Origin of the sequence: Streptomyces doebereineriae (assembly GCF_031845645.1) — a bacterium.
GTDB lineage: Bacteria > Actinomycetota > Actinomycetes > Streptomycetales > Streptomycetaceae > Streptomyces > Streptomyces canus.
The window spans coordinates 388,969-409,627 of the sequence record NZ_JAVREZ010000001.1 but is presented as its reverse complement, the minus strand read 5'-3'; the positions used below and the strand labels follow the sequence as shown (position 1 = coordinate 409,627).

The following is a 20,659-nucleotide window of genomic DNA, read 5'->3' as shown; positions in this document are numbered from 1 at the left end:
ATGACCGAACTCCTCCTCGTCCGGCACGGCCTCCCCGTGGCGGGCGTGTTCGACCCGGGGCTGTCGCCGGAGGGCACCGCCCAGGCCGAACGCCTCGCCGACTGGCTGGGACACGAGAACCTCGACGCCCTGTACGTCAGCCCGTTCCAGCGGGCCCGCGAGACCGTGGCGCCCCTGGAACGGCTCACCGGCATGACGGCCACCGTCCTCGACGACCTGCGCGAGTGGGACACGGACGCGTCCCAGCCCTACACCCCACCGGAGCAGATCGGGACGGGTGACCCCCGGGCGGCGGCGCTCGCCGAGGGACGCTTCGAGGACTTCGTGCCCGACCTGGACTGGGACGCTTTTCGCGGGCGGGCCGTGCGCGCCATGGACACCATCCTTGACGCCCATCCCGGTGGACGGGTCGCCGCCGTGTGCCACGGCGGCATCACCAACACCTATCTCGCGACGGTGCTCGGTCTGCCGACGATGTTCTGGTTCCACCCCGGCTACACCTCCGTCAGCCGGGTGCGGCGCATGCCCGGCGGCCGAGTCGTTCTGCACTCGGTGAACGAGACCGCCCACATGATCGCCGAACGTGCCGTCGACCCCGTCGCCTGACCCCGTCCCACACCCCAGGAGGTCCCGGCCATGCCCGGATCCGTCATCGTCGCCGGAGCAAGGACGCCCATCGGCAAACTGCTGGGCGCCCTCAGCCCGCTGTCCGCGGTCGATCTCGGCGCCCACGCCATCCGCGCGGCTCTGGCCGCCGTCCCTCTGGACCCGCAGGCCGTGCAGGCCGTCGTCATGGGCCATGTGGTGCAGGCCGGCGCCGGCCCCAACCCGGCCCGGCAGGCCGCGGTCCTCGCCGGCATTCCCTTCTCCGTCCCGGCGAGCACCGTCAACAAGCTCTGTCCGTCCGGCCTGCACGCCATCGCCCTGGCCGACCTCATGATCGCCTCCGGCCGTCACGAGGTGGTCGTCGCGGGCGGCATGGAGTCCATGTCCGGCGCCCCGCACCTGCTTCGCGGATCACGCGCCGGCTGGAAGTACGGCTCGAACGCGGTCGAGGACGCCCTCGACCGGGACGCCCTCGTCTGCGCCTTCGACGGCGTCTCCATGGGCGCGGCCACCGAGCGCTACCAGCAGCCGTTCGCCCTGACCCGGCAGGAACAGGACGAGTACAGCGCGCTCTCCCATCAACGGGCCGCCCACGCCCAGCAGTCGGGCGCGTTGTCCGAGGAGATCGCCCCCGTCACGGTGGCCGGACACCGGGGCGAGACGGTGGTGGACACCGACGAGGGCGTACGGCCGGGAAGCACCGCCGAGACCCTGGGCCGCCTGCGGCCGGCCTTCTCCGGCACGGGCACCATCACCGCCGGCAACTCCTCCCAGCTCTCCGACGGCGCCGCGGCCGTCGTCGTGATGAGCGCGGAGCGCGCCCGGCGGGAGGGCCTGACACCGCTCGCCGAGATCGGCGCCTACGGCACGGTCGCGGGCCCCGACCCCTCACTGCTCGTCCAGCCGGCCGGCGCCGTCCGCGACGCCCTGGACCGGGACGGCCGGCTGAAGACGGCCGACCTGGACCTGTTCGAGATCAACGAGGCGTTCGCCGGAGTGGCCCTGGCTTCCCTGCGCGAACTGGACATCCCGGTGGACAAGGTGAACGTCAACGGCGGAGCGATCGCGCTCGGCCACCCGGTCGGCATGACCGGAGCCCGGCTGGTGCTGACCCTCGCGACGGAATTGCGCCGGCGCGGAGGCGGCAGCGGAGCGGCGGCCCTGTGCGGGGGCGGCGGTCAGGGTGACGCGCTGTTGCTGCATGTACCGACGCAGGCCTGAGACCGGGAGCCGAACCAGCATGAACGACCAACTGCCCCCGGTCCCGACCACCCTCACGGTGGCCGCCCGCACCCTCGCCGCCGACGGCGTCGTCTCCCTCACCCTGCGCCGCCCCGACGGCGGCATGCTCCCCGCCTGGACGCCCGGCGCCCATATCGACGTACTCCTGGACGGTGACGCCGACGGCCTGGTCCGTCAGTACTCCCTGTGCGGACAGCCGGCCGACCGCGGGGTCTGGCAGATCGCGGTGCTGCGCGAGCCGGAGGGCCGCGGCGGTTCCGCGTACGTCCATGACCACCTGCGTGAAGGCTCCACCGTGCGGGTCCGCGGACCGCGGAACAACTTCCCGCTGCGGCCGGCCACCCGCCATCTGTTCGTCGCCGGCGGCGTCGGCATCACGCCCATCCTTCCCATGGTCGAGGCCGCCGAGGCCGCGGGGGCCGACTGGAGTCTGCTGTACGGCGGGCGCACCCGGACCTCCATGGCGTTCCTGGACCGTCTCGCCCCGCACGGGGACCGGGTACTCGTCCGTCCGCAGGACGAGTACGGCCTCCTGGACCTCGCCGCCCACCTCGGCGTGCCCAAGGAGGGCACCCTGGTGCACGCCTGCGGTCCCGAGCCCCTGCTGCGGGCGGTGCAGGAGCAGTGCGCGGGCTGGCCGCCCGGCACGCTGGGCGTCGAACGGTTCGCCCCGGTCGCGACGACCGAGACCGGCGCGGCCACGGCCTTCGAGCTGGAGCTCGCCCGTTCCGGGCTCACCCTCACCGTGCCGCCGGACCGTTCGGTGCTCGAAACCGTGGAGGAGGCCGGCGTCACGGTCGACTTCTCCTGCCGGGAAGGCACGTGTGGCACCTGCGAGACCGACGTACTGGACGGCACGCCCGACCACCGCGACTCGCTGTTGACCGAGGACGAACGCGCCGCCGGCGACACCATGCTCATCTGCGTCTCCCGCTCGTGCGGGCCCCGTCTCGTCCTCGATCTCTGACGCCGATCGCCTCTCGCTCACCAGACCCGCTCACCAGAAAGGACGGACCCCGGATGGATCCCGTCACCCGTCTCGGCGTCGTCGGATGCGGCCTCATGGGCTCCGGCATCGCCGAAGTCGCCGCCCGCAGCGGCATCGACGTCCGTGTCGCCGAGGCCACGCATGACGCGGTCGAGGCAGGCCGCCGCCGACTCACCGCCTCCCTCGACCGAGGTCTGCGGCGTGGCAAGCTCAGCGAGGAACAACGAGACCAGACCCTCGCCCGGCTCTCCTTCACCCGTGACCTCGGTGACATGGCCGACCGCCAGTTCGTCATCGAGGCCGTCGCCGAGAACCGCGACATCAAGACCGGTGTCCTGCGCGACCTGGACAAGGCGATCGAAGACCCTGCGGCGGTCCTGGCCACCAACACCTCCTCGATCCCCGTCGTCGATCTCGCCGTCGTCACCGATCGGCCCGAACGGGTCATCGGCCTGCACTTCTTCAACCCCGTCCCCGTGCAGCAGTTGGTCGAGGTCATTCCCTCCCTCGTCACCGGCGCGGACACGGTGAGGCGGACCCGCGGCTTCGCCGAGCAGCTGGGCAAACAGGCCATCCAGGCGCCCGACCGTTCCGGCTTCGTCGTCAACGCCCTCCTCGTGCCCTACCTGCTCAGCGCGGTACGGATGGTGGAGTCGGGCTCGGCGCGGCCGGACGACATCGACCGGGGCATGGAACTCGGGTGCGCGCACCCCATGGGGCCGTTGCGCCTGCTCGACCTCATCGGCCTCGACACCGCCCAGGCCGTGGCCGAGTCGATGTACGAGGAGTACAAGGAGCCGCTGTACGCACCGCCCGCCCTCCTGCGCCGGATGGTCGCCGCGGGGCACCTCGGACGCAAGAGCGGTCGCGGGTTTCACACCTACGACAGCTGAACAAGATCCGGACGCCGAGGTCGGGTTCGACCTCGGCGTCCGGATGTGCATTGCCGTCCCGGTGAGGTGATCAGTCCGGTCCGAGCAGGTGGGGGTCCGGTCCGGTTCGGTCCGGTGACCTCCCGCCCGGCGGAACGGTCAGGCGGCGTGGCAGAGGACCGCGGGGCCGGCCGGGGCCGCGGTGCGGGCCACGGTCGCCCGCACGGGAAGGGCTGTGCCCGCGGTGGGCGCGGCCTGCGAGCGGTTCCTCGCGAAGACGAGGAGGCGCAGCACCGTGAATCGCGCTACACCGGCGAATGCGGAGGCGGACAGGTAGACGACCTGCTCGAGGACCGCACCGGGCGCCGCCACCAGCTGCTGCAGGAGCAGCATTGCCGCACAGGTGACCGCGTAGGCGATCGCTGCGGACCCGGCCGACTGCGCATGCTGGCGCCAGGTCGCGCGCCCGCCCCCGAAGGTGAACCGGGCGTGCAACTCGGTGGCGAGGAGCGTGGAGACCACGGTGATCAGGGCGTTGGCCAGAGCCCAGGGAATCCAGGAGGCGAGGGCCGCCACGGCGACGCTTGAGGCGATCCCCACCCCACCGCCGAGGAGCACGAAGCGGGCGAAGGCGGTGAAGGCCGCGGGCGCCGCCTGCTCCTGGCTGTGTGCTGACTCCATGATCCGACCCCTTCGATGACTCACTCAGCGAAACGCGCACCCCCGGCCTGCGAGACCAGGGGTGCGCCGTCAATGACGCCACTATGGCACATCTCTGGCACCACTGCGAGCCCAAAATGGCGCCCCAGCAGTGAAGCCACAGCGCACCGGATGACCCGGACGACACCGGCAGGTGTCACTGACGCCATTCCGCGCACCCAGAGAACACGGCCCACCAGGCAGCGGCACCACCCGGGGTTGCATGTGGCACAGGTTTGGTGCCACCATGGCGTCATGGACCTCACCCCGTATGTCGACTCCCTCCGCCGCGAACTCGCGGTGGCCGCCGAAGCCGGCGGCGAAGAAGCCCGCGAGCTGGCCGAGAGGCTCACCGCTCCCCTGGAGTCGGCCACCCGTCTGACCATGCTCAACATGCTCTCCGCCGCGATGGACGAGATCACCCGTGAACTCGCCCCCGGCTCGGTCGACGTACGACTGCGCGGGCTCGACCCCGACTTCGTGGTGACACCGCCGCCCACCTATGGCGGTGCCCCCGCTGAGCCGGCCGCGCCCGCCGAAGCATTCAGGGCCCCGGTCCCGGCCGACGGCGACGACGGGGGCACGGCCCGCGTCAACCTGCGTCTGCCGGCCCACCTCAAGACTCGCGCCGAGGAGGCCGCCACCCGCGAGGGCCTGTCGGTCAACGCGTGGCTGGTGCGCGCCGTGTCGGCCGCGGTCGACGGCGGCACCCGGCCGCGTACGACGGAGAAGGCCCAGACCGTCGGACAGAGCTTCACGGGCTGGGTGCGCTAGCCGCGCTCCCCGCCCACACCCCAAAAAAACCAGCACCGCACCCACACCACGTCCCACCAGCGGGGACGACCCAATGACTCAAGAGGACGGGACAGCCATGCCTTCTTTCGACACTCCCGAAGCGATCTCGGTCACGGCGCGCGTGGAGGCCGGTTCCATCCAGTTCACCGCGGGCGACCGCCTCGACACGGTCGTCGATGTGCGGCCCCGCGACCCGAAGAAGGACCTGGACGTACGGGCGGCCGAGCAGACCGAGGTCACGTACGCGGGCGGCGTCCTGACCGTCAGGACGCCCAAGGGCAATCTGCTCGGGCTCGGCCGCACGGGCACCGTGGACGTGATGGTCGAGTTGCCCGCGGAGTCGCGCATCGACATGACCGGCGCCTGGGCCCAGGTGCTGGGCGAGGGCCGGCTCGGCGAGGTCCACGTGAAGACCTCGTCCGGGGACGTCCGCCTCGACACGACGGGCCCGCTCCAGCTGACCGCGTCGCACGGCTCGATCACCGTGGACCGGGTCGAGGGCCGGGCCGAGATCACCACCAGCTCCGGCAGCCTGCGCGTCGGCCTCCTCGACGGCCCCGCCGTCCTGAAGAACTCACACGGCACCACGACGGTCGACGCCGCGACCGGCGAGCTGCGGGTGAGCGGCGCCAACGGCGACATCGAGATCCGTCGCGCCGAGGACTCCGTCACCGCCACCACCGCCCACGGCACCCTGCGGGTGGGCGAAGTGGCCCGTGGCACCGTCCAGTTGGAGACCAACCACGGCGCCATCGACGTCGGCGTCCGCGAGGGCACGGCCGCCTGGCTCGACGTCAGCTCCGGCTCGGGCCAGGTGCGCAACACGCTCACCGCGTCCGAGACCCCGGAACAGACCGACGACACCGTCAAGATCCGCGCCCGCACCAAGTACGGCAACATCGACGTCCGCCGCGCCAGGGCCTGAGCACCACATCGTCAACGAGCTCCTACCCCACTCACTTCACCTTCGATCGGAGGGCCCCATGCCTTCATCTGTCATGCCCACGCCCAGGCGGCGGGGCGACGGTCCGCAGTCGCCCGCCGCCGTCTCCACCGTCGGTCTGCGCAAGTCGTACGGCGGCAAGACCGTCCTCGACGGCATCGATCTGCACATCCCGGCCGGGACGGTGTTCGCGCTGCTCGGACCGAACGGCGCCGGCAAGACCACCGCCGTGAAGATCCTTTCCACGCTCATCACCGCCGACGGCGGACAGGCACAGGTCGCGGGCCACGATGTCGCCACGTCACCGGACGGCGTGCGCGCCGCGATCGGTGTCACCGGGCAGTTCTCCGCCGTGGACGGGCTGATCACCGGTGAGGAGAACATGCTCCTGATGGCGGACCTGCACCACCTGCCCAAGGCCGAGGGGCGGCGGGTCGCCGCCGAACTGCTGGAACGGTTCGACCTCACCGAGGCCGCCAAGAAGCCCGCCTCCACCTACTCCGGCGGCATGAAGCGCCGCCTCGACATCGCCATGACCCTGGTCGGCAGCCCGCGGATCATCTTCCTCGACGAGCCCACCACCGGCCTCGACCCGCGCTCCCGCCACAACATGTGGCAGATCATCCGCGAACTGGTCTCCGACGGCGTCACCGTCTTCCTCACCACCCAGTACCTGGAGGAGGCCGACGAACTCGCCGACCGCATCGCCGTGCTGAATGACGGCAGGATCGCCGCCGAGGGCACCGCCGACGAGCTGAAGCGGCTGATCCCCGGCGGGCACGTCCGGCTCCGCTTCACCGACCCGGCCGCATACCGGTCCGCTGCCTCCGCCCTGCGCGAGGCCACCCCGGACGACGAGGCGCTCGCGCTCCAGATCCCCAGCGAAGGCAGCCAGCGCGAGCTGCGCTCCCTGCTCGACTGGCTGGACGCCGCCGGCGTGGAGGCCGATGAGCTGACCATGCACTCCCCCGACCTCGACGACGTGTTCTTCGCCCTGACCGGCGGAGCCGACCGAACCGACAAGAAAGGTGAGGCCGTCCGATGAGCTCCCCCCTGGCTCCCGCCCGCCCGACCCGGATCTCGCTCGCCGTGCGGGACTCGAGCACGATGCTGCGCCGCAACCTGCTGCACGCGCGCCGCTACCCCTCTCTCACCCTGAACCTGCTGCTCACACCGATCGTCCTGCTGCTGCTGTTCGTCTATGTCTTCGGTGACGTGATGAGCGCGGGCATCGGCGGTGGCGGCGCCGACCGCTCGGAGTACATCGCGTATCTCGTCCCGGGCATCCTGCTGATGACCATCGGCGGCACCCTGGTCGGCACCGCAGTGTCCGTCTCCATGGACATGACCGAGGGCATCACCGCCCGCTTCCGCACCATGGCGATCCACCGCGGCTCCGTGCTCATCGGACACGTCATCGGCAGCGTGCTCCAGTCGGTCATCAGCGTGGTCCTCGTCGGCGCCGTCGGTGTGGCCATCGGCTTCCGCTCCACGGACGCCTCGGCCCTGGAGTGGATCGCGGCTCTCGGGCTCCTCGCGCTGTTCGCCCTGGCGTTCACCTGGATCGCGGTCGGGATGGGCATGGTCAGCCCCAGCGCCGAGGCAGCCAGCAACAACGCGCTGCCGCTGGTCTTCCTGCCGCTCATCTCCAGCGCCTTCGTGCCGGTCGACGCAATGCCGGGCTGGTTCCAGCCGATCGCCGAGTACCAGCCCTTCACGCCCGCCATCGAGACCCTGCGCGGGCTGCTGCTCGGCACCGAGATCGGCAACAACTGGTGGATCACGATCGTCTGGTGCGTGGGCCTCGCGGCGCTCGGCTACCGCTGGTCGAAGGCGGTGTTCGACCGCGACCCGAAGTGACCGCGCGAACTGCCTTCGACAGCTCGTCCCGCCCGCGGGCGGTGTACTCCGGCACTGCGTCGGTGTACACCGCCCCGTAACGCCATCAGCTCTTCGAAACGAGTTCCTTGAGCGCGACGTTGAGTTCGAGGACGTTCACCCGGGGCTCGCCGATGAAGCCAAGGGTGCGGCCCTCGGTGTGGTCGTCGACCAGCTTCTGCACCTGGGCCACGGAGACGCCGTTCTTCTCGGCGATCCGGTGGACCTGGATGTCCGCGTACTGCGGGGAGATGTCCGGGTCGAGGCCAGAGCCGGAGGAGGTCACCGCGTCGGCGGGCACGTCGGAGGGCTTGACCGTGTAGCCGTTCACGGAGTTGTCCTCTATGACGGCCTTCTTGGCGGCGGTCACCCAGCCGATCAGGTCCCTGTTGTCCGCGGACCGGTTGGTCGCGCCGGACAGGATCAGCTTGTACTGGGTGTTGACGCTGTTGGTGCCGAGTCCGTTCTGCGGGCGCCCCTGGAACCACTTCAGGTCGGGCCCCGGGGTCTCCTGGCCCTTCTTCAGCGGCAAGTTGTACGACTGCCCGATCAGGGACGAGCCGACGACCTTGCCGTCCGCCTTGATCTCGGAGCCGTTGGCCTGGTCGCTGAACAGCCCCTGAGCGATACCGGTCACCACCAGCGGGTAGATGACGCCGGTCACCAGGGTCAGCACGAGGAGGGCGCGCAGGCCCGCCCAGAGCAACCGAACGGTGTTGGTTACGGAGTAGTTCATGGCCTCTAGCCGATCCCGGGGATGAGGGAGATGAGCAGGTCGATGAGCTTGATGCCGACGAAGGGGGCGACCAGGCCGCCGATGCCGTAGATCGTGAGGTTGCGGCGGAGCATCTTGTCCGCGCTGACGGGCCGGTACTGCACACCCCTCAGCGACAGCGGCACCAGCGCGATGATGATCAGCGCGTTGAAGATGACGGCGGACAGGATCGCGGAGTCCGGCGAGGCCAGACCCATGATGTTGAGCTTGTCCAGGCCCGGGTAGACCGCAGCGAACAGCGCCGGGATGATCGCGAAGTATTTCGCGACGTCGTTGGCGATGGAGAACGTGGTCAACGCGCCCCGGGTGATGAGCAGTTGCTTGCCGATCTCGACGATCTCGATCAGCTTGGTCGGATTGGAGTCGAGGTCGACCATGTTGCCGGCCTCCTTCGCGGCCGACGTACCCGTGTTCATCGCGACGCCGACGTCCGCCTGGGCGAGCGCGGGCGCGTCGTTGGTGCCGTCGCCGGTCATCGCGACGAGTTTGCCGCCCGCCTGCTCCCGCCTGATGAGGGCCATCTTGTCCTCGGGGGTGGCCTCCGCGAGGAAGTCGTCGACGCCGGCCTCCTCGGCGATGGCCTTGGCCGTCAGCGGGTTGTCACCGGTGATCATGACGGTCTTGATGCCCATGCGCCGCAGCTCGTCGAACCGCTCCCGCATGCCCTCCTTGACGACGTCCTTGAGATGGATGACGCCCAACACCCGGGCGCCGTCGGTGTCCTCGACCGCGACGAGCAGAGGCGTGCCGCCCGCCTCGGAGATCCGGTCGGTGAGCGCGCCGGCATCCTCGGACACTTCGCCGCCCTGCTCCCGGACCCAGGCGACGACCGAACCGGCCGCGCCCTTGCGGATCTTGCGCCCGTCGACGTCCACGCCGGACATCCGGGTCTGTGCGGTGAACGCGATCCACTCGGCGTCGGTCAACTCGCCCTGGTGGCGCTCGCGCAGGCCGTGATTCTCCTTCGCGAGTACGACGATGGAGCGGCCCTCGGGCGTCTCGTCTGCCAGCGACGACAGCTGGGCGGCGTCGGCCAGTTCGGCCTCCGTCGTCCCGCTCACCGGCACGAACTCGGACGCCTGCCGGTTGCCCAGCGTGATGGTGCCGGTCTTGTCGAGCAGCAGGGTCGACACGTCACCGGCGGCCTCGACCGCCCGGCCGGACATGGCCAGCACGTTGCGCTGCACGAGCCGGTCCATGCCGGCGATGCCGATCGCGGAGAGCAGCGCGCCGATGGTGGTGGGGATGAGACAGACCAGCAGCGCGACCAGCACGACCATCGTGAGGTGGGTGCCCGCGTAGTCGGCGAACGGCGGCAGGGTCGCCACCGCGAGCAGGAAGACGATCGTGAGCGAGGCGAGCAGGATGTTCAGCGCGATCTCGTTCGGCGTCTTCTGCCGGGCCGCGCCCTCGACCAGGTTGATCATCCGGTCGATGAAGGTCTCGCCCGGCTTCGTCGTGATCTTGATGACGATGCGGTCGGACAGGACCTTCGTGCCACCGGTCACCGCGGACCGGTCGCCGCCGGACTCCCGGATGACGGGCGCCGACTCGCCGGTGATCGCCGACTCGTCGACACTCGCGACGCCCTCGACGACGTCACCGTCGCCGGGAATGATGTCGCCGGCCTCGCAGACGACCAGGTCACCGATCCGCAGCTCGGTGCCGGGCACCTGCTCCTCGGACTCCCCCACGAGCCGTCGGGCCACCGTGTCGGTCTTGGCCTTGCGCAGGGTGTCCGCCTGCGCCTTGCCACGGCCCTCGGCGACCGCCTCGGCCAGGTTGGCGAAGACCACCGTCAGCCACAGCCAGGCGCTGATCGTCCAGCCGAACCAGTCACCCGGGTCCTTGAAGGAGAAGACGGTGGTCAGCACCGAGCCGATCCACACCACGAACATCACGGGTGACTTGACCATCACTCGCGGGTCGAGCTTGCGACAGGCGTCCGGCAGCGACTTCAGCAGCTGCTTGGGATCGAAGAGGCCCGCGCCGACACGGCTCTCCTTGTGACCGGTGGGGACGTCCTGGTGGGGTGGGCGGGTAGGGGTGGCTGTGGACATCGAGTCCTCTTGCTTCTGCGTGTTTGTCGTCATGACGCCAGCCCCTCGGCGAGCGGACCCAACGCGAGGGCCGGGAAGTAGGTCAGACCGGTGATGATCAGGATCGCGCCCACCAGCAGGCCGGTGAACAGGGGCTTCTCGGTGCGGAGTGTGCCCGCGGTGGCGGGCACCGGCTTCTGCTCGGCGAGCGAACCGGCCAGCGCCAGCACGAACACCATCGGCAGGAAACGGCCCAGCACCATGGCCAGCCCCAGCGTGCTGTTGAACCACTGGGTGTCCGCGTTCAGACCGGCGAAGGCCGAACCGTTGTTGTTCGCGGCCGAGCTGTAGGCGTACAGGATCTCGGAGAATCCGTGCGCACCGCTGTTGGTCATCGAGTGGCCCGGGGTGGGCAGGGCCATCGCGGCGGCGGTGAGGATGAGCACCAGCGCCGGGGTGATGAGGATGTAGCAGGCCGCGAACTTGATCTCGCGGGTGCCGATCTTCTTACCCAGGTACTCGGGCGTGCGGCCGACCATGAGACCGGCGATGAACACCGCGATGATCGCCATGACCAGCATGCCGTAGAGCCCGGAGCCGGTGCCGCCGGGCGCGATCTCGCCCAGCTGCATGCCCAGCATGGTGATCCCGCCGCCCAGGCCGGTGAACGAGGAGTGGAAGGAGTCCACCGCGCCGGTCGAGGTGAGCGTGGTCGACACCGCGAAGATCGACGAGGCGCCGACCCCGAACCGGGTCTCCTTGCCCTCCATCGCTCCCCCGGCGATCTGGAGCGCCGGACCGTGGTGTGCGAACTCGGTCCACATCATCAGCGCGATGAACCCGACCCAGATGGTGGCCATGGTGGCGAGGATCGCGTAGCCCTGCCTGAGGGAGCCGACCATGATGCCGAAGGTGCGGGTCAGCGCGAACGGGATGACCAGCAGCAGGAAGATCTCGAAGAGGTTGGTGAAGGGGGTCGGGTTCTCGAAGGGGTGGGCGGAGTTGGCGTTGAAGTAGCCGCCGCCGTTGGTTCCGATCTCCTTGATGGCCTCCTGCGAGGCGACCGCGCCGCCGTTCCACTGCTGGTGGCCGCCCATGCTGTGCCCACTGAAGAATTGCCCGACCTCGTGGATGCCGGAAAAGTTCTGGATGGCGCCGCAGGCGACCAGGACGATCGCGGCGACGACGGAGAGCGGCAGCAGGATGCGGGTCACACCGCGCACCAGGTCCGACCAGAAGTTGCCCAGCTCGCCGGTGCGGGAGCGCGCGAACCCTCGTACGAGCGCCACCGCCACGGCGATACCGACGGCCGCCGAGACGAAGTTCTGCACCGCGAGCCCGGCGGTCTGCACGACGTGGCCCATGGCCTGCTCGCCGTAGTACGACTGCCAGTTGGTGTTGGTGACGAAGGACGCGGCGGTGTTGAACGCCTGGTCGGGGTCGATCGCCTTGAAGCCGAGCGAGCCGGGCAGGTGGCCCTGGAGCCGCTGGAGCAGGTAGAGGAAGACGACACTCACGGCCGAGAAGGCCAGGACACCGCGCAGGTAGGCCGGCCAGCGCATCTCGGTGTTCGGGTCGGCGCCGATGCCCTTGTAGATCCACTTCTCGACGCGCCAGTGCTTGTCGGAGGAGTAGACCCTGGCCATGTAGGTGCCGAGGGGGACGTAGGCGAGCGCCAGCGCCGCTATGAGCGCGAGCAGCTGGAGCACGCCGGCGAGTACGGGACCCATGCTGTGTCTCAGAACCTCTCGGGGAAGATCAGCGCGAGGACGAGATAGCCCAGCATGGCGACGGCCACGATCAGGCCGACGACGTTTTCGGCGGTCACAGCTTCGTCACCCCCTTGGCGACGAGTGCCACCAGCGCGAAGACCGCGACTGTGGTGACGACGAAGGCCAGATCGGCCATCGCGAACTCCTGGAGTGAGGTTCGGGTGGAACGGACGATTAGAGGAAAACGCCCTTCCGGCCCGATTCCGCGGTCGTTGACGCCTCTCTTACGGCGGCCCCCCCACCTTTGACGGGACTCATACGCCGCGGGACGTTCTGCAGCAGCCGCTGCCACAGCAGGGGCTTCTCACGACGGAACCCGACCTGCCCGCCCTGCGGGAACGTGCCGCACGTGACGTCGACGTAAGCCGGGAAACTCTCAGAAGAGGGGCCAGTTGCGCAGAGCGGCGTCAGCCAGCGCCGGGAGTTCGTCGCGGCCGACACCGCTCGCGGCCTGGACGGCGATGCCGTAGGCGAAGGTGGTGACGTAGCGGGCCAGCAGTCCCGGATCGGTCTGCGGGGGCAGATCGCCTTCGTCGACGGCTCGGACCACCGCTACGGACCTCACCGCGGCATTCGGAGTCGGAAGGACGCCGGAGGAGCGCGCCGTTCAGGCAGTGCGATAGTCGACAGGCATATGCCAGCAGTACCACCCCCTCGATGGACGGCACACCACTGCGGCATTCGACGTACCGGTCATCACCCTGTCGACAGGGACTGACGTACGACATACAGGTGAGCGAATTCCAAGCAAAAAGATACACAGGAGACACTCCCGCCACACCCGCACCATAGACACCAACCGCGACCTGCTCGCCTTCGGGGCTCCCCGCAGAAAGTTCAACGGAACACCCATCCACCGCCCGGACACCCGCATAACGTGCGGTGACCCGAACCGCGCCCCCACCGCGCTAGGAGTTTTGGGATGTCCTACGACCGCTCGGAATTATCCCTGTCGCACCGGCACAACGGACGGGTCCCCTCCGCGCACCGGCCGCCGTGGTCCAGCTACCACCGCGCCCTGCGCGTCCTGCGCCGCGCCTGCCGGTGGCAGCGGCGCGTGGCCACCCTCGCCGCCCTCGGTTACTTCGCCGCCTTCCTCACCCTCACCGTCGAGGCCCCCGCCCTGATGGCTCGCCCGGCCCTCGGCGAACTTCCCACCGGCCTGCTGCTCGCCGTCGTACAGATCCCCGTCACCTGGCTCGCCGTCCTGCTCTTCGAGTACTCGGCACGGCGATTCGTCGATCCCCTGGCCCGCAGGGTCAGCCGCTACGCGCCACCGGCCGACGACGACGGACGGGCACAGGCATGACCGACCTCGGCGGCTCCGCGCAGTCCTGGTCCCTGGTCGCGTTCTGCAGCGTCGTCACCCTCACGCTCCTGCTGTGCGTCCTGACCGGCCCCGACCGCGACGACCTGGAGGAGTTCTACACCGGCTACCGAACACTGTCCCCGCTGCGCAACGGCCTGGCGGTCGCCGGCGACTACATCTCCGCCGCGACCGTGCTCACCATCGGCGGGGTCATCGCCCTGTGCGGCTACGACGGAGTCGTCCTGGCCCTGAGCACGCTGCTGTCCCTGCTGCTGCTGATGTTCCTGCTCGCCGAACCCCTGCACAACACCGGCCGGTTCACCATGGGCGACGCACTGAGCCGACGTGTCCCCGGGCGGGCCGTGCGCATCACCGCGTGTGCGGTGACCCTGCTGTCGCTGATCCCGATGATGATCGTGCAACTGGCGGGCGTGGGACAGCTGCTGGCGTTCATCCTGGGCTTCTCCGACCGTGCCATGCAGACCGGCTGCATCGCCGGCGCCGGCATCCTGATGATCAGTTACGCCGCCCTGGGCGGGATGAGGGGGACCGCGCTGATCCAGATCATCAAGACGGTGATGCTCCTCGGATCCGGCCTCGTGGTCGCCGTACTCGTCCTCGCCACTTTCGGCTGGCACCCGGGCACGCTGGTCGACACCGCCGCACAGCGCAGCGGGACCGGTCAGGCGTTCCTTCAGTACGGCCTGCAGTTCGCGGACGGGCCGCACCCCGGACTGGACATGGTCAGCACACAGGTCGCCATCGTGCTCGGCGGCGCCTGCCTGCCACACGTCACCATGCGGATGTACACCGCGGGCAACGCCCGCCAGGTACGGCGCACGATGTCCTGGGCGGTGTCCTCGGTCGCCCTGTTCATGCTGGTGATCACCGTCATCGGCCTCGGCGCCACCGCACTGGTCGGCCGCGAGCGGATCACGGCCGCCGACCCGCACGGCAGCACCGCCTACCTGCTGGGCGCCCGTGCCGTGTTCGGCCCCGACGTCTCCCGCACCGAGAGCCTGGTGTTCAGCACCGTCACCACGGCGATCTTCCTGACCCTCCTGGCGTCCGTCGCCGGGATGACGCTCGCCTGCGCCAACTCCCTGGCGCACGACGTCGCGGCCTCCCGGCACAGTGGGATGCCGGCCCTGCGGGAGATGACCCTGGCGAGGGCCGGCGCGCTGATCGTGGGCGTACCGGTGGTGCTGCTGGCGGCCGTGGCCCAGCACCGCAGCCTTCAGCCGCTGGCCACCCTGTCCTTCTGCATGGGCGCCTCCGCCATCGCGCCCGCGCTGGTCTACTCGCTGTTCTGGCGACGCTTCGGCAAGGCCGGGCTGCTCGGCACGCTGGTCGGCGGTTCGGTCGCCGTCCTCGTACTGATGTCGGGCACCCGGCTCGTCTCCGGCTCCCCGGCATCAGCGTTCCCGGAAGCCGACCTGAACTGGTTCCCCTTCACCACCACCGCCCTGGTCTCCGTACCGGTCGGCTTCGCCTGCGGCTGGCTGGGCACCGTCCTGAGCGGACGCCGCAGCGCCCGTCGTGCACGCGAACGGTACGCCGGCATCGAGCAACTGATCCTCGCCGGACCTCCGCAGCGCCGCCCGAGCTGGAGCGACAACGACTAGAACTCAGTTGGTTCCGGGTGTCGAGAATGTGGCGCCGGCTCCGTCCCAGGTATGACCGACCCCAACGAGCCGTCGGCCGGACCGAGAAGGACAACGGAGGAACAACCGTGGACACGAACGAGATCACCGAGGTTCTGAACCGACCGATCAGCCAGGAGCTGCTGGCTCGCGATGTGACCCGCTTGGCGTACGTCGCCAAGGACGGCACACCCCGCAACGTCCCGATCGCGTTCGTCTGGAACGGCTCGGAGATCGTCATGTGCACCACGAAGAACGCCCCGAAGCTGCCGGCCTTGCGCGAGAACCCGGCGGTCGCCCTGACGATCGACACCGAGGTGCACCCGCCCAAGATCCTTCTCATCCGGGGTCGGGTGGAGCTGGACTTCGTCGACGGCATCCCGGACGAGTATCTCCAGCCGACCAGTACCTACGACATGACCCCCGAGCAACGGGTCGAGTGGGAGGCGGAGGTGCGTTCGCTCTACCACGACGGCATGGTCCGGATCGTCGTGACACCGACCTGGGCAAAGCTGATCGACTTCGAGACGACCCTGCCGAGCGCGGTCGAGGAACTGGTCCGGCAGCGGGAGGAGCGTCAGCGGGCCTGAGCACAGACACGGTGACGCGCCTCTGCTGCCCGTGCCTCGCGAGGCACGGGCAGCAGAATCCGGGACCCACTTCCCCTATACGGCTGTCAGCCGCACGTCAGTGTGGGTACCGCCCAGTCGCCGTGGTCGTTGCCGTTGCCGTCGCCTCCGTCGCCGACCTTGAGGTCGATCACCTGGGCGCCGCTGACGTCGACGTCGATGGGGACGGCGGCCTGGCGGCCGCGGATCGTCGGCGTGGTCATCAGCGTCTTGCCGTCGGCGATCACGGAGAACGTCACCGTTCCCGCGCCACCCGTCTCGTCGTCGACGCCCACTTCCGCCGTCAACCGCGAGCAGTTTCCTGCGAGGTAGAGCTGGACGTCGCTGAGCGCATTCGTGCCGATGCCCTTGGCGTACCCCACTCCGCCGATACTGATCGCACGGCCGTCCCCGGCCGCCTGCTCGCCGACGCTGCTGTCACGCTCCACCGGCCCCCATCCGTTGGTGGAGGACAGGAACGGCAGGTCGCTCACAGCGGTCGTCCCGGCCGGCGGCGCCGGTGGTATCCCGCCGATGATCCGCTCGTCGACACCAGTGGCCTGCTGTCCGTTCTGCAGGTAGTGCACCGTGGTGGTCAGTGCCGAGGCGGAGGGCAGATCACCGGTCGGTGGCTGGACCTGCCACGTGAAGGTGGCCGATCCGCCCGGCTGCAGGCGCTTGAGGGACACCGGGCTCGTGGCGCTCACGCTCCAGCCGTCGGGTGCGGAGAGCGAGGCCGTCAGCCGGGACGCGGGCGGTGCGCCCTTCGGCACCCGCACGGTCGTCCGGGCCGTGAAGGCCTCTCCCGGCTGAGCGGTATCGGGCACGTCCAGGGTGACGCCCGCTCCCGGACGCTTCGGCATCGCGTACTTCCGGGGGTCGTAGCGTGGGCTGTCGTTCTGCGCCACGCGCAGGGAAGAGGCGTAGCTGCCGTAGTCGGTGAGGGAAACCTTGCCGAGGCCGCCGGTGCTGCCGTCCAGGTTCCACACGGCGATGGCGATGCTGTTGCGGCCGTTCGGGTTCAGGATTCCGTTGGGGACGGGGAACGTGTGCTGCGGGCCGAGGTAGTTGACGTAGTTGCCGACCTGCCAGCCGTTCACGAAGAGCGTGGCACGGTACTTGCGGGACGGGTCGTCGGTGAACGTCAGGCCGAGTGAGGTGTCCTGGCCGCGGGGCAGGTCCAGAGTGGCATCGGTGCGATACCAGGACACCCCCGGGCGGGTGTCGGTCGTCGGCAGGGTGACCCGGTTCCACTTGCCGTCCGGGTAACCCGGGAGGGACCAGCCCGCCCGCTCGCCGTACAGGCCGCCCGTCGAGAGCGGGCCGCGCACCGTGTCCTGCAGGTCCTCGCCACCGCGTACGCCCTGAAGGCGCCAGGTGACGGAGGTCAGCGGGGCTCCGACCAGGGAGGCACTGGTCAGGCCGCGCGCGGTCTTGTTGCCGTTGGTGGAGTTGTAGTCCTCCTCGTGCCCCATGTTCACGGTGAGCACGGAGAGGACGTTGTCGCCCTCGGTCTTGACCGAACCGGCCGGGAAGGTGAAGTCGGCGCTGCCCGTGGTCGAGCTGCCCAGGAAGGTGCCGTTGAGCCAGGCGGAGAAGGCCTGTGCGCCTCCGCCGGAGTCCGAGACCAGGTGGATGCCGGTCTCCTTGCCAGTGGCGCGGAAGCGGCCGCGGTACCAGGTGTTGCCGGTGTGGAAGCCGTAGTCGTCCGCGTAGAGCACCGGCAGCTTGTTGATGCCGGAGACGCTGTTGGTGGTCGTCCTGTCGGCCACCTGCCAGCTGGTGTCGTCGAAGCCGGGGGCCGCTTCGGGGGACTCCTCGGCGTGCTTCCAGTTCGTGAGGGCCGGCAGGTGTATCGCGGCGGCCGTCGGGATCGTGCCGGTCAGGCTCCGGGTGTCGGTGGCCCGGGTGTCCACCGGCCGGCCGTTCCAGGTGACGCGGGCCGCGGAGGTGAACACCTCGATGTTCTTGTCGTCGGCGTTGTCGCCGGTGAGCGCCACCGTACGGCCGCCGTTCAGGCTGGTCGCCGTCCGCAGCAGGTGCGTGCCGCGCACCAGGACCGGACCGGTCGCGGTGTCCTGACGCCAGAACGTCTTCGCGGTGGCCTTGTCGCCCACGAGCAGCAGCAGCGGGCGCTGTCCGGCGCCGCTGACGTTGATCCGGATCAGGCCCTTGTGGGTGTAGTTCAGCCGCAGGTCACCGGTGGCCTGGTCCCAGGTGCTCGTGACGGTGCCGCCGCTGGTGGTCACCGTGGGCCTGGAGGAGTAGCGCAGGACGGTTTCGCCGTCGCTGTCCGGGTCGCCGTAGAGCACGGCGAGGTCCCGGTCGCCGATGGTCGCCCCGGTCATGATCTCCGAGGTCGAGTACTGCAACTGCGCTTCCCCGAGACGGTAGTTCGCCACGATCACGTGCGAGTCGCGTCCGTCGAGCGTGATCGCGGTGCCCGGCTGCTGGGGGACGACCGGGTAGGTCGGCTGCGCGGCGGCGTCACCTGTGGGCACGTCGATGGCGTCGATGGCCACGTAGTTGTCGGTGGACCCCGAGCTGTGGCTCCCGGAGACGACGATCTTCAGCGTGTGCGCCCCGGCCGCCAGGCCGGTCTTCTGGAAGACCACCGCCTGGTTCTCGCTGCCGGAGTCGTCGACCGTCGCCACCTTGGTGCCGTCAAGGTAGACGTCGGCGTTGCCGTGGTTGTTCGTCTTCGAGCCGATCCAGCGGATCGCGGTGCCGTCGAAGGGGACGGTGACCGAGTCACCGGCCTTGTTGGAGAACGACTCGGTCTTCTTGTAGTCGCCTCCGGTGTAGCTCTGGTTGGCCACGTGCGACCACGAACCGGCGTACTGGAGCGCGGAGTCCGGGTCGTCCCAGGTGTAGCTGGTGTCCCCGGCCGGCTGGGCGTTGAAGTCCAGCGAGATGTGAGTCCTGTCGACCGCCGTGGACGTGGAGTTGCCGTGCCGCAGCACATGGAACTGCGTCTTGGTGTCCGGGTTCATCCGGGCGGTGTCGACGACCGCGGAGTCGTCCGGTGGCGTGGTCCTGATCGCGTCGGTCTTGGTCAGCGGGGCCACCGACTGGGTGAAGTACCCGATCAGTTTGTCCTCGTCGTACTTCGGATCGAGCTGGCGGGTCTCGCGGATCGCGGCTCCGTAGTCGTACGACGTGTAGTTCTGCGGCATGCTCAGCCAGCCCCAGTTGGTGCCGCCGTAGGTCATGTAGAAGCTCTGCGCGGTCGCGCCGACCGCGATGTTCTGCTTGTAGAAGACGTTGGCGAACTGATCGTTGATGAGCTCGGCGCACTTGTCGTAACCCGGACCACCCCAGGGATCGAAGGCGCCGCCCTGGAACTCCGGGGAGTAGAGCGGCTTGCCGGCGGGGTGGTCGTAGCTGATGTCGGGGACACCGTTCCACTTCGAGGGGTTCGAGCAGTCGAAGCCCTGCGGATAGGAGTCCGGGCCGTCCACGTCCAGGGCGCCGGCACCGGAGTTGAAGGTGCCGTTGTTGTTGCCGGTCAGCGGCACGGTGATGCCGTCGGCGCGGGCCTTGTCCTCGAGGTGCTGCATGTAGGAGCGGGCGGCGGCGGAGCCGTTGTAGTACTCGTTCTCGACCTGGTAGGCGATGACCGACCCGGTGCCGTTGGTGAGTTGATGCCGGGCGATAATTTTGTCGATCTGCGTCAGCCACTCGTCGGCGTACTTGAGGAACCGCGGGTCGTCGCTGCGGTTGTTCTCGGCCTTCGTGGTCAGCCAGCCGGGCAGGCCGCCGCTGTCGACCTCCGCGTTGATGTACGGCGCGGGGCGCGCGATCACGTAGAGCCCGGCTTCCTCGGCCATGTCGAGGAGCTTGTCGACGTCACGCACCCCGGTGAAGTCGTACACGCCCGGCTTGGGCGAGTGGTAGCCCCAGTCGAAGTACAGGGAGGTGGAGTTGAAGCCGGCGGCCTTCATCTTCTGGAAGATGTCCCGCCACAGGTCCGGGCTCGGAAGCCGGAAGTAGTGGAACTCGCCGGACCAGAGGTAGGTCCGCTTGCCGTCGACGAGGAACGAGTAGCCGTCGAGAGTCACCGTGTGCGCCTGGGCGTTGGCGGCGGATGCGGCGGCGGGTGCCGGCCCGTCCGCCTCCCGCGCCGCGGCGGGCGCGGCCATGCCCACGGCCAGGGCGATGGTCGCGGCCGTCGCGATGGCCGCCCTCCACCACCCACGGCGACCGGGTCTCGCAGCCTCTGAATCGATCGGATTACCCCACACTGCGGCCTCCCTATCGCCTGAGCAATCAGCATCAAACAGACTCAGGCAAAGTCGAACAGTAGGGGGGCCGTTGGCTCTGCACAATGGGGCGGTAGAACACGGATGGGGCGGAGGGGACGGCTGACGGCCGAGCGACTGTCAGCGCACAGCCCGATGGCGGGCCTTCCCGCTACGCAGAGCTCTCGACCGGAGTTCCAGCCGCGAGCTCTGCGTGGGACCCTTCGCCGCACATGCGGAACCGTTCGC

18 protein-coding genes are annotated in these 20,659 nt (G+C 69.5%); 11 read left to right on the top strand and 7 right to left on the bottom strand.

All coding sequences use genetic code 11. From position 1 onward, the window contains the following. From RNB18_RS01945 to RNB18_RS01930, 4 genes are read left to right on the top strand one after another with little or no spacing between them, the layout of a single operon-like run. Window positions 1-606 (top strand): histidine phosphatase family protein, encoded by a 606-nt coding sequence (locus tag RNB18_RS01945; protein ID WP_311712365.1) that lies wholly within the window; start codon window positions 1-3, stop codon window positions 604-606. A gap of 30 nt (window positions 607-636) precedes the next feature. Then, window positions 637-1,827 (top strand): acetyl-CoA C-acyltransferase, encoded by a 1,191-nt coding sequence (locus tag RNB18_RS01940; protein ID WP_311712364.1) that lies wholly within the window; start codon window positions 637-639, stop codon window positions 1,825-1,827. Window positions 1,828-1,846: 19 nt separating this feature from the next. Next, window positions 1,847-2,815: a PDR/VanB family oxidoreductase gene (locus tag RNB18_RS01935; protein ID WP_311712363.1), complete on the top strand. Its 969-nt coding sequence runs from the start codon at window positions 1,847-1,849 to the stop codon at window positions 2,813-2,815. A gap of 53 nt (window positions 2,816-2,868) precedes the next feature. Continuing rightward, complete coding sequence (locus tag RNB18_RS01930; RefSeq protein WP_311712362.1) at window positions 2,869-3,729, top strand: 3-hydroxybutyryl-CoA dehydrogenase; 861 nt, start codon at window positions 2,869-2,871, stop codon at window positions 3,727-3,729. 138 nt (window positions 3,730-3,867) lie between these two features. Here RNB18_RS01930 and RNB18_RS01925 read toward each other — a convergent pair whose 3' ends face one another. Beyond that, complete coding sequence (locus RNB18_RS01925; RefSeq protein WP_311712361.1) at window positions 3,868-4,389, bottom strand: GtrA domain-containing protein; 522 nt, start codon at window positions 4,387-4,389, stop codon at window positions 3,868-3,870. A gap of 273 nt (window positions 4,390-4,662) precedes the next feature. On the opposite strand from RNB18_RS01925, the gene RNB18_RS01920 reads away from it, so the two are divergent. The 4 genes from RNB18_RS01920 (at window position 4,663) to RNB18_RS01905 (ending at window position 8,005) form a co-directional block, all read left to right on the top strand. Next, the gene (locus RNB18_RS01920) at window positions 4,663-5,181 is read left to right on the top strand and encodes a hypothetical protein (protein ID WP_311712360.1); all 519 of its coding nucleotides are present in this window, start codon (window positions 4,663-4,665) and stop codon (window positions 5,179-5,181) included. A 97-nt stretch (window positions 5,182-5,278) separates the two neighbouring features. Beyond that, window positions 5,279-6,127, top strand: coding sequence for a DUF4097 family beta strand repeat-containing protein (locus tag RNB18_RS01915; protein ID WP_311712359.1), 849 nt, complete (start codon window positions 5,279-5,281; stop codon window positions 6,125-6,127). 73 nt (window positions 6,128-6,200) lie between these two features. Further along, window positions 6,201-7,190 (top strand): ATP-binding cassette domain-containing protein, encoded by a 990-nt coding sequence (locus tag RNB18_RS01910; RefSeq protein ID WP_394817589.1) that lies wholly within the window; start codon window positions 6,201-6,203, stop codon window positions 7,188-7,190. Next, the gene (locus tag RNB18_RS01905) at window positions 7,187-8,005 is read left to right on the top strand and encodes an ABC transporter permease (protein ID WP_311712357.1); all 819 of its coding nucleotides are present in this window, start codon (window positions 7,187-7,189) and stop codon (window positions 8,003-8,005) included. The genes RNB18_RS01910 and RNB18_RS01905 overlap by 4 nt, the downstream gene beginning before the upstream one ends. 85 nt (window positions 8,006-8,090) lie before the next feature. Here RNB18_RS01905 and RNB18_RS01900 read toward each other — a convergent pair whose 3' ends face one another. The 5 genes from RNB18_RS01900 to RNB18_RS01880 form a co-directional block, all read right to left on the bottom strand. Further along, window positions 8,091-8,759: a potassium-transporting ATPase subunit C gene (locus RNB18_RS01900; protein WP_311712356.1), complete on the bottom strand. Its 669-nt coding sequence runs from the start codon at window positions 8,757-8,759 to the stop codon at window positions 8,091-8,093. A 5-nt stretch (window positions 8,760-8,764) separates the two neighbouring features. Beyond that, on the bottom strand, window positions 8,765-10,891 hold the full coding sequence (gene kdpB, locus RNB18_RS01895; protein WP_311712355.1) for a potassium-transporting ATPase subunit KdpB: 2,127 nt from the start codon (window positions 10,889-10,891) through the stop codon (window positions 8,765-8,767). After that, window positions 10,888-12,567, bottom strand: a complete 1,680-nt coding sequence (gene kdpA, locus RNB18_RS01890; protein ID WP_311712354.1) for a potassium-transporting ATPase subunit KdpA — start codon at window positions 12,565-12,567, stop codon at window positions 10,888-10,890. The genes kdpB and kdpA overlap by 4 nt, the downstream gene beginning before the upstream one ends. Window positions 12,568-12,575: 8 nt before the next feature. Further along, a complete protein-coding gene (gene kdpF, locus RNB18_RS01885) occupies window positions 12,576-12,665 on the bottom strand; it encodes a K(+)-transporting ATPase subunit F (RefSeq protein ID WP_311712353.1) in 90 nt (29 codons plus the stop codon). A gap of 320 nt (window positions 12,666-12,985) precedes the next feature. Then, window positions 12,986-13,174: a hypothetical protein gene (locus RNB18_RS01880; protein WP_394817572.1), complete on the bottom strand. Its 189-nt coding sequence runs from the start codon at window positions 13,172-13,174 to the stop codon at window positions 12,986-12,988. Between the two features lie 357 nt (window positions 13,175-13,531). Here RNB18_RS01880 and RNB18_RS01875 point away from each other — a divergent pair, with 357 nt between their 5' ends. The 3 genes from RNB18_RS01875 (at window position 13,532) to RNB18_RS01865 (ending at window position 16,151) form a co-directional block, all read left to right on the top strand. Continuing rightward, window positions 13,532-13,918 carry a DUF485 domain-containing protein gene (locus RNB18_RS01875; protein ID WP_311712352.1) on the top strand — a complete coding sequence of 129 codons (387 nt, stop codon included), beginning with the start codon at window positions 13,532-13,534 and terminating at the stop codon, window positions 13,916-13,918. Further along, a complete protein-coding gene (locus RNB18_RS01870) occupies window positions 13,915-15,543 on the top strand; it encodes a sodium/solute symporter (RefSeq protein WP_311712351.1) in 1,629 nt (542 codons plus the stop codon). The genes RNB18_RS01875 and RNB18_RS01870 overlap by 4 nt, the downstream gene beginning before the upstream one ends. A 107-nt stretch (window positions 15,544-15,650) precedes the next feature. After that, window positions 15,651-16,151: a pyridoxamine 5'-phosphate oxidase family protein gene (locus RNB18_RS01865; RefSeq protein WP_311712350.1), complete on the top strand. Its 501-nt coding sequence runs from the start codon at window positions 15,651-15,653 to the stop codon at window positions 16,149-16,151. 86 nt (window positions 16,152-16,237) lie between these two features. On the opposite strand, the gene RNB18_RS01860 is transcribed toward RNB18_RS01865, so the two are convergent. Next, a complete protein-coding gene (locus RNB18_RS01860; RefSeq protein WP_394817588.1) occupies window positions 16,238-20,311 on the bottom strand; it encodes a beta-galactosidase in 4,074 nt (1,357 codons plus the stop codon). Window positions 20,312-20,659 lie beyond the last annotated feature (348 nt).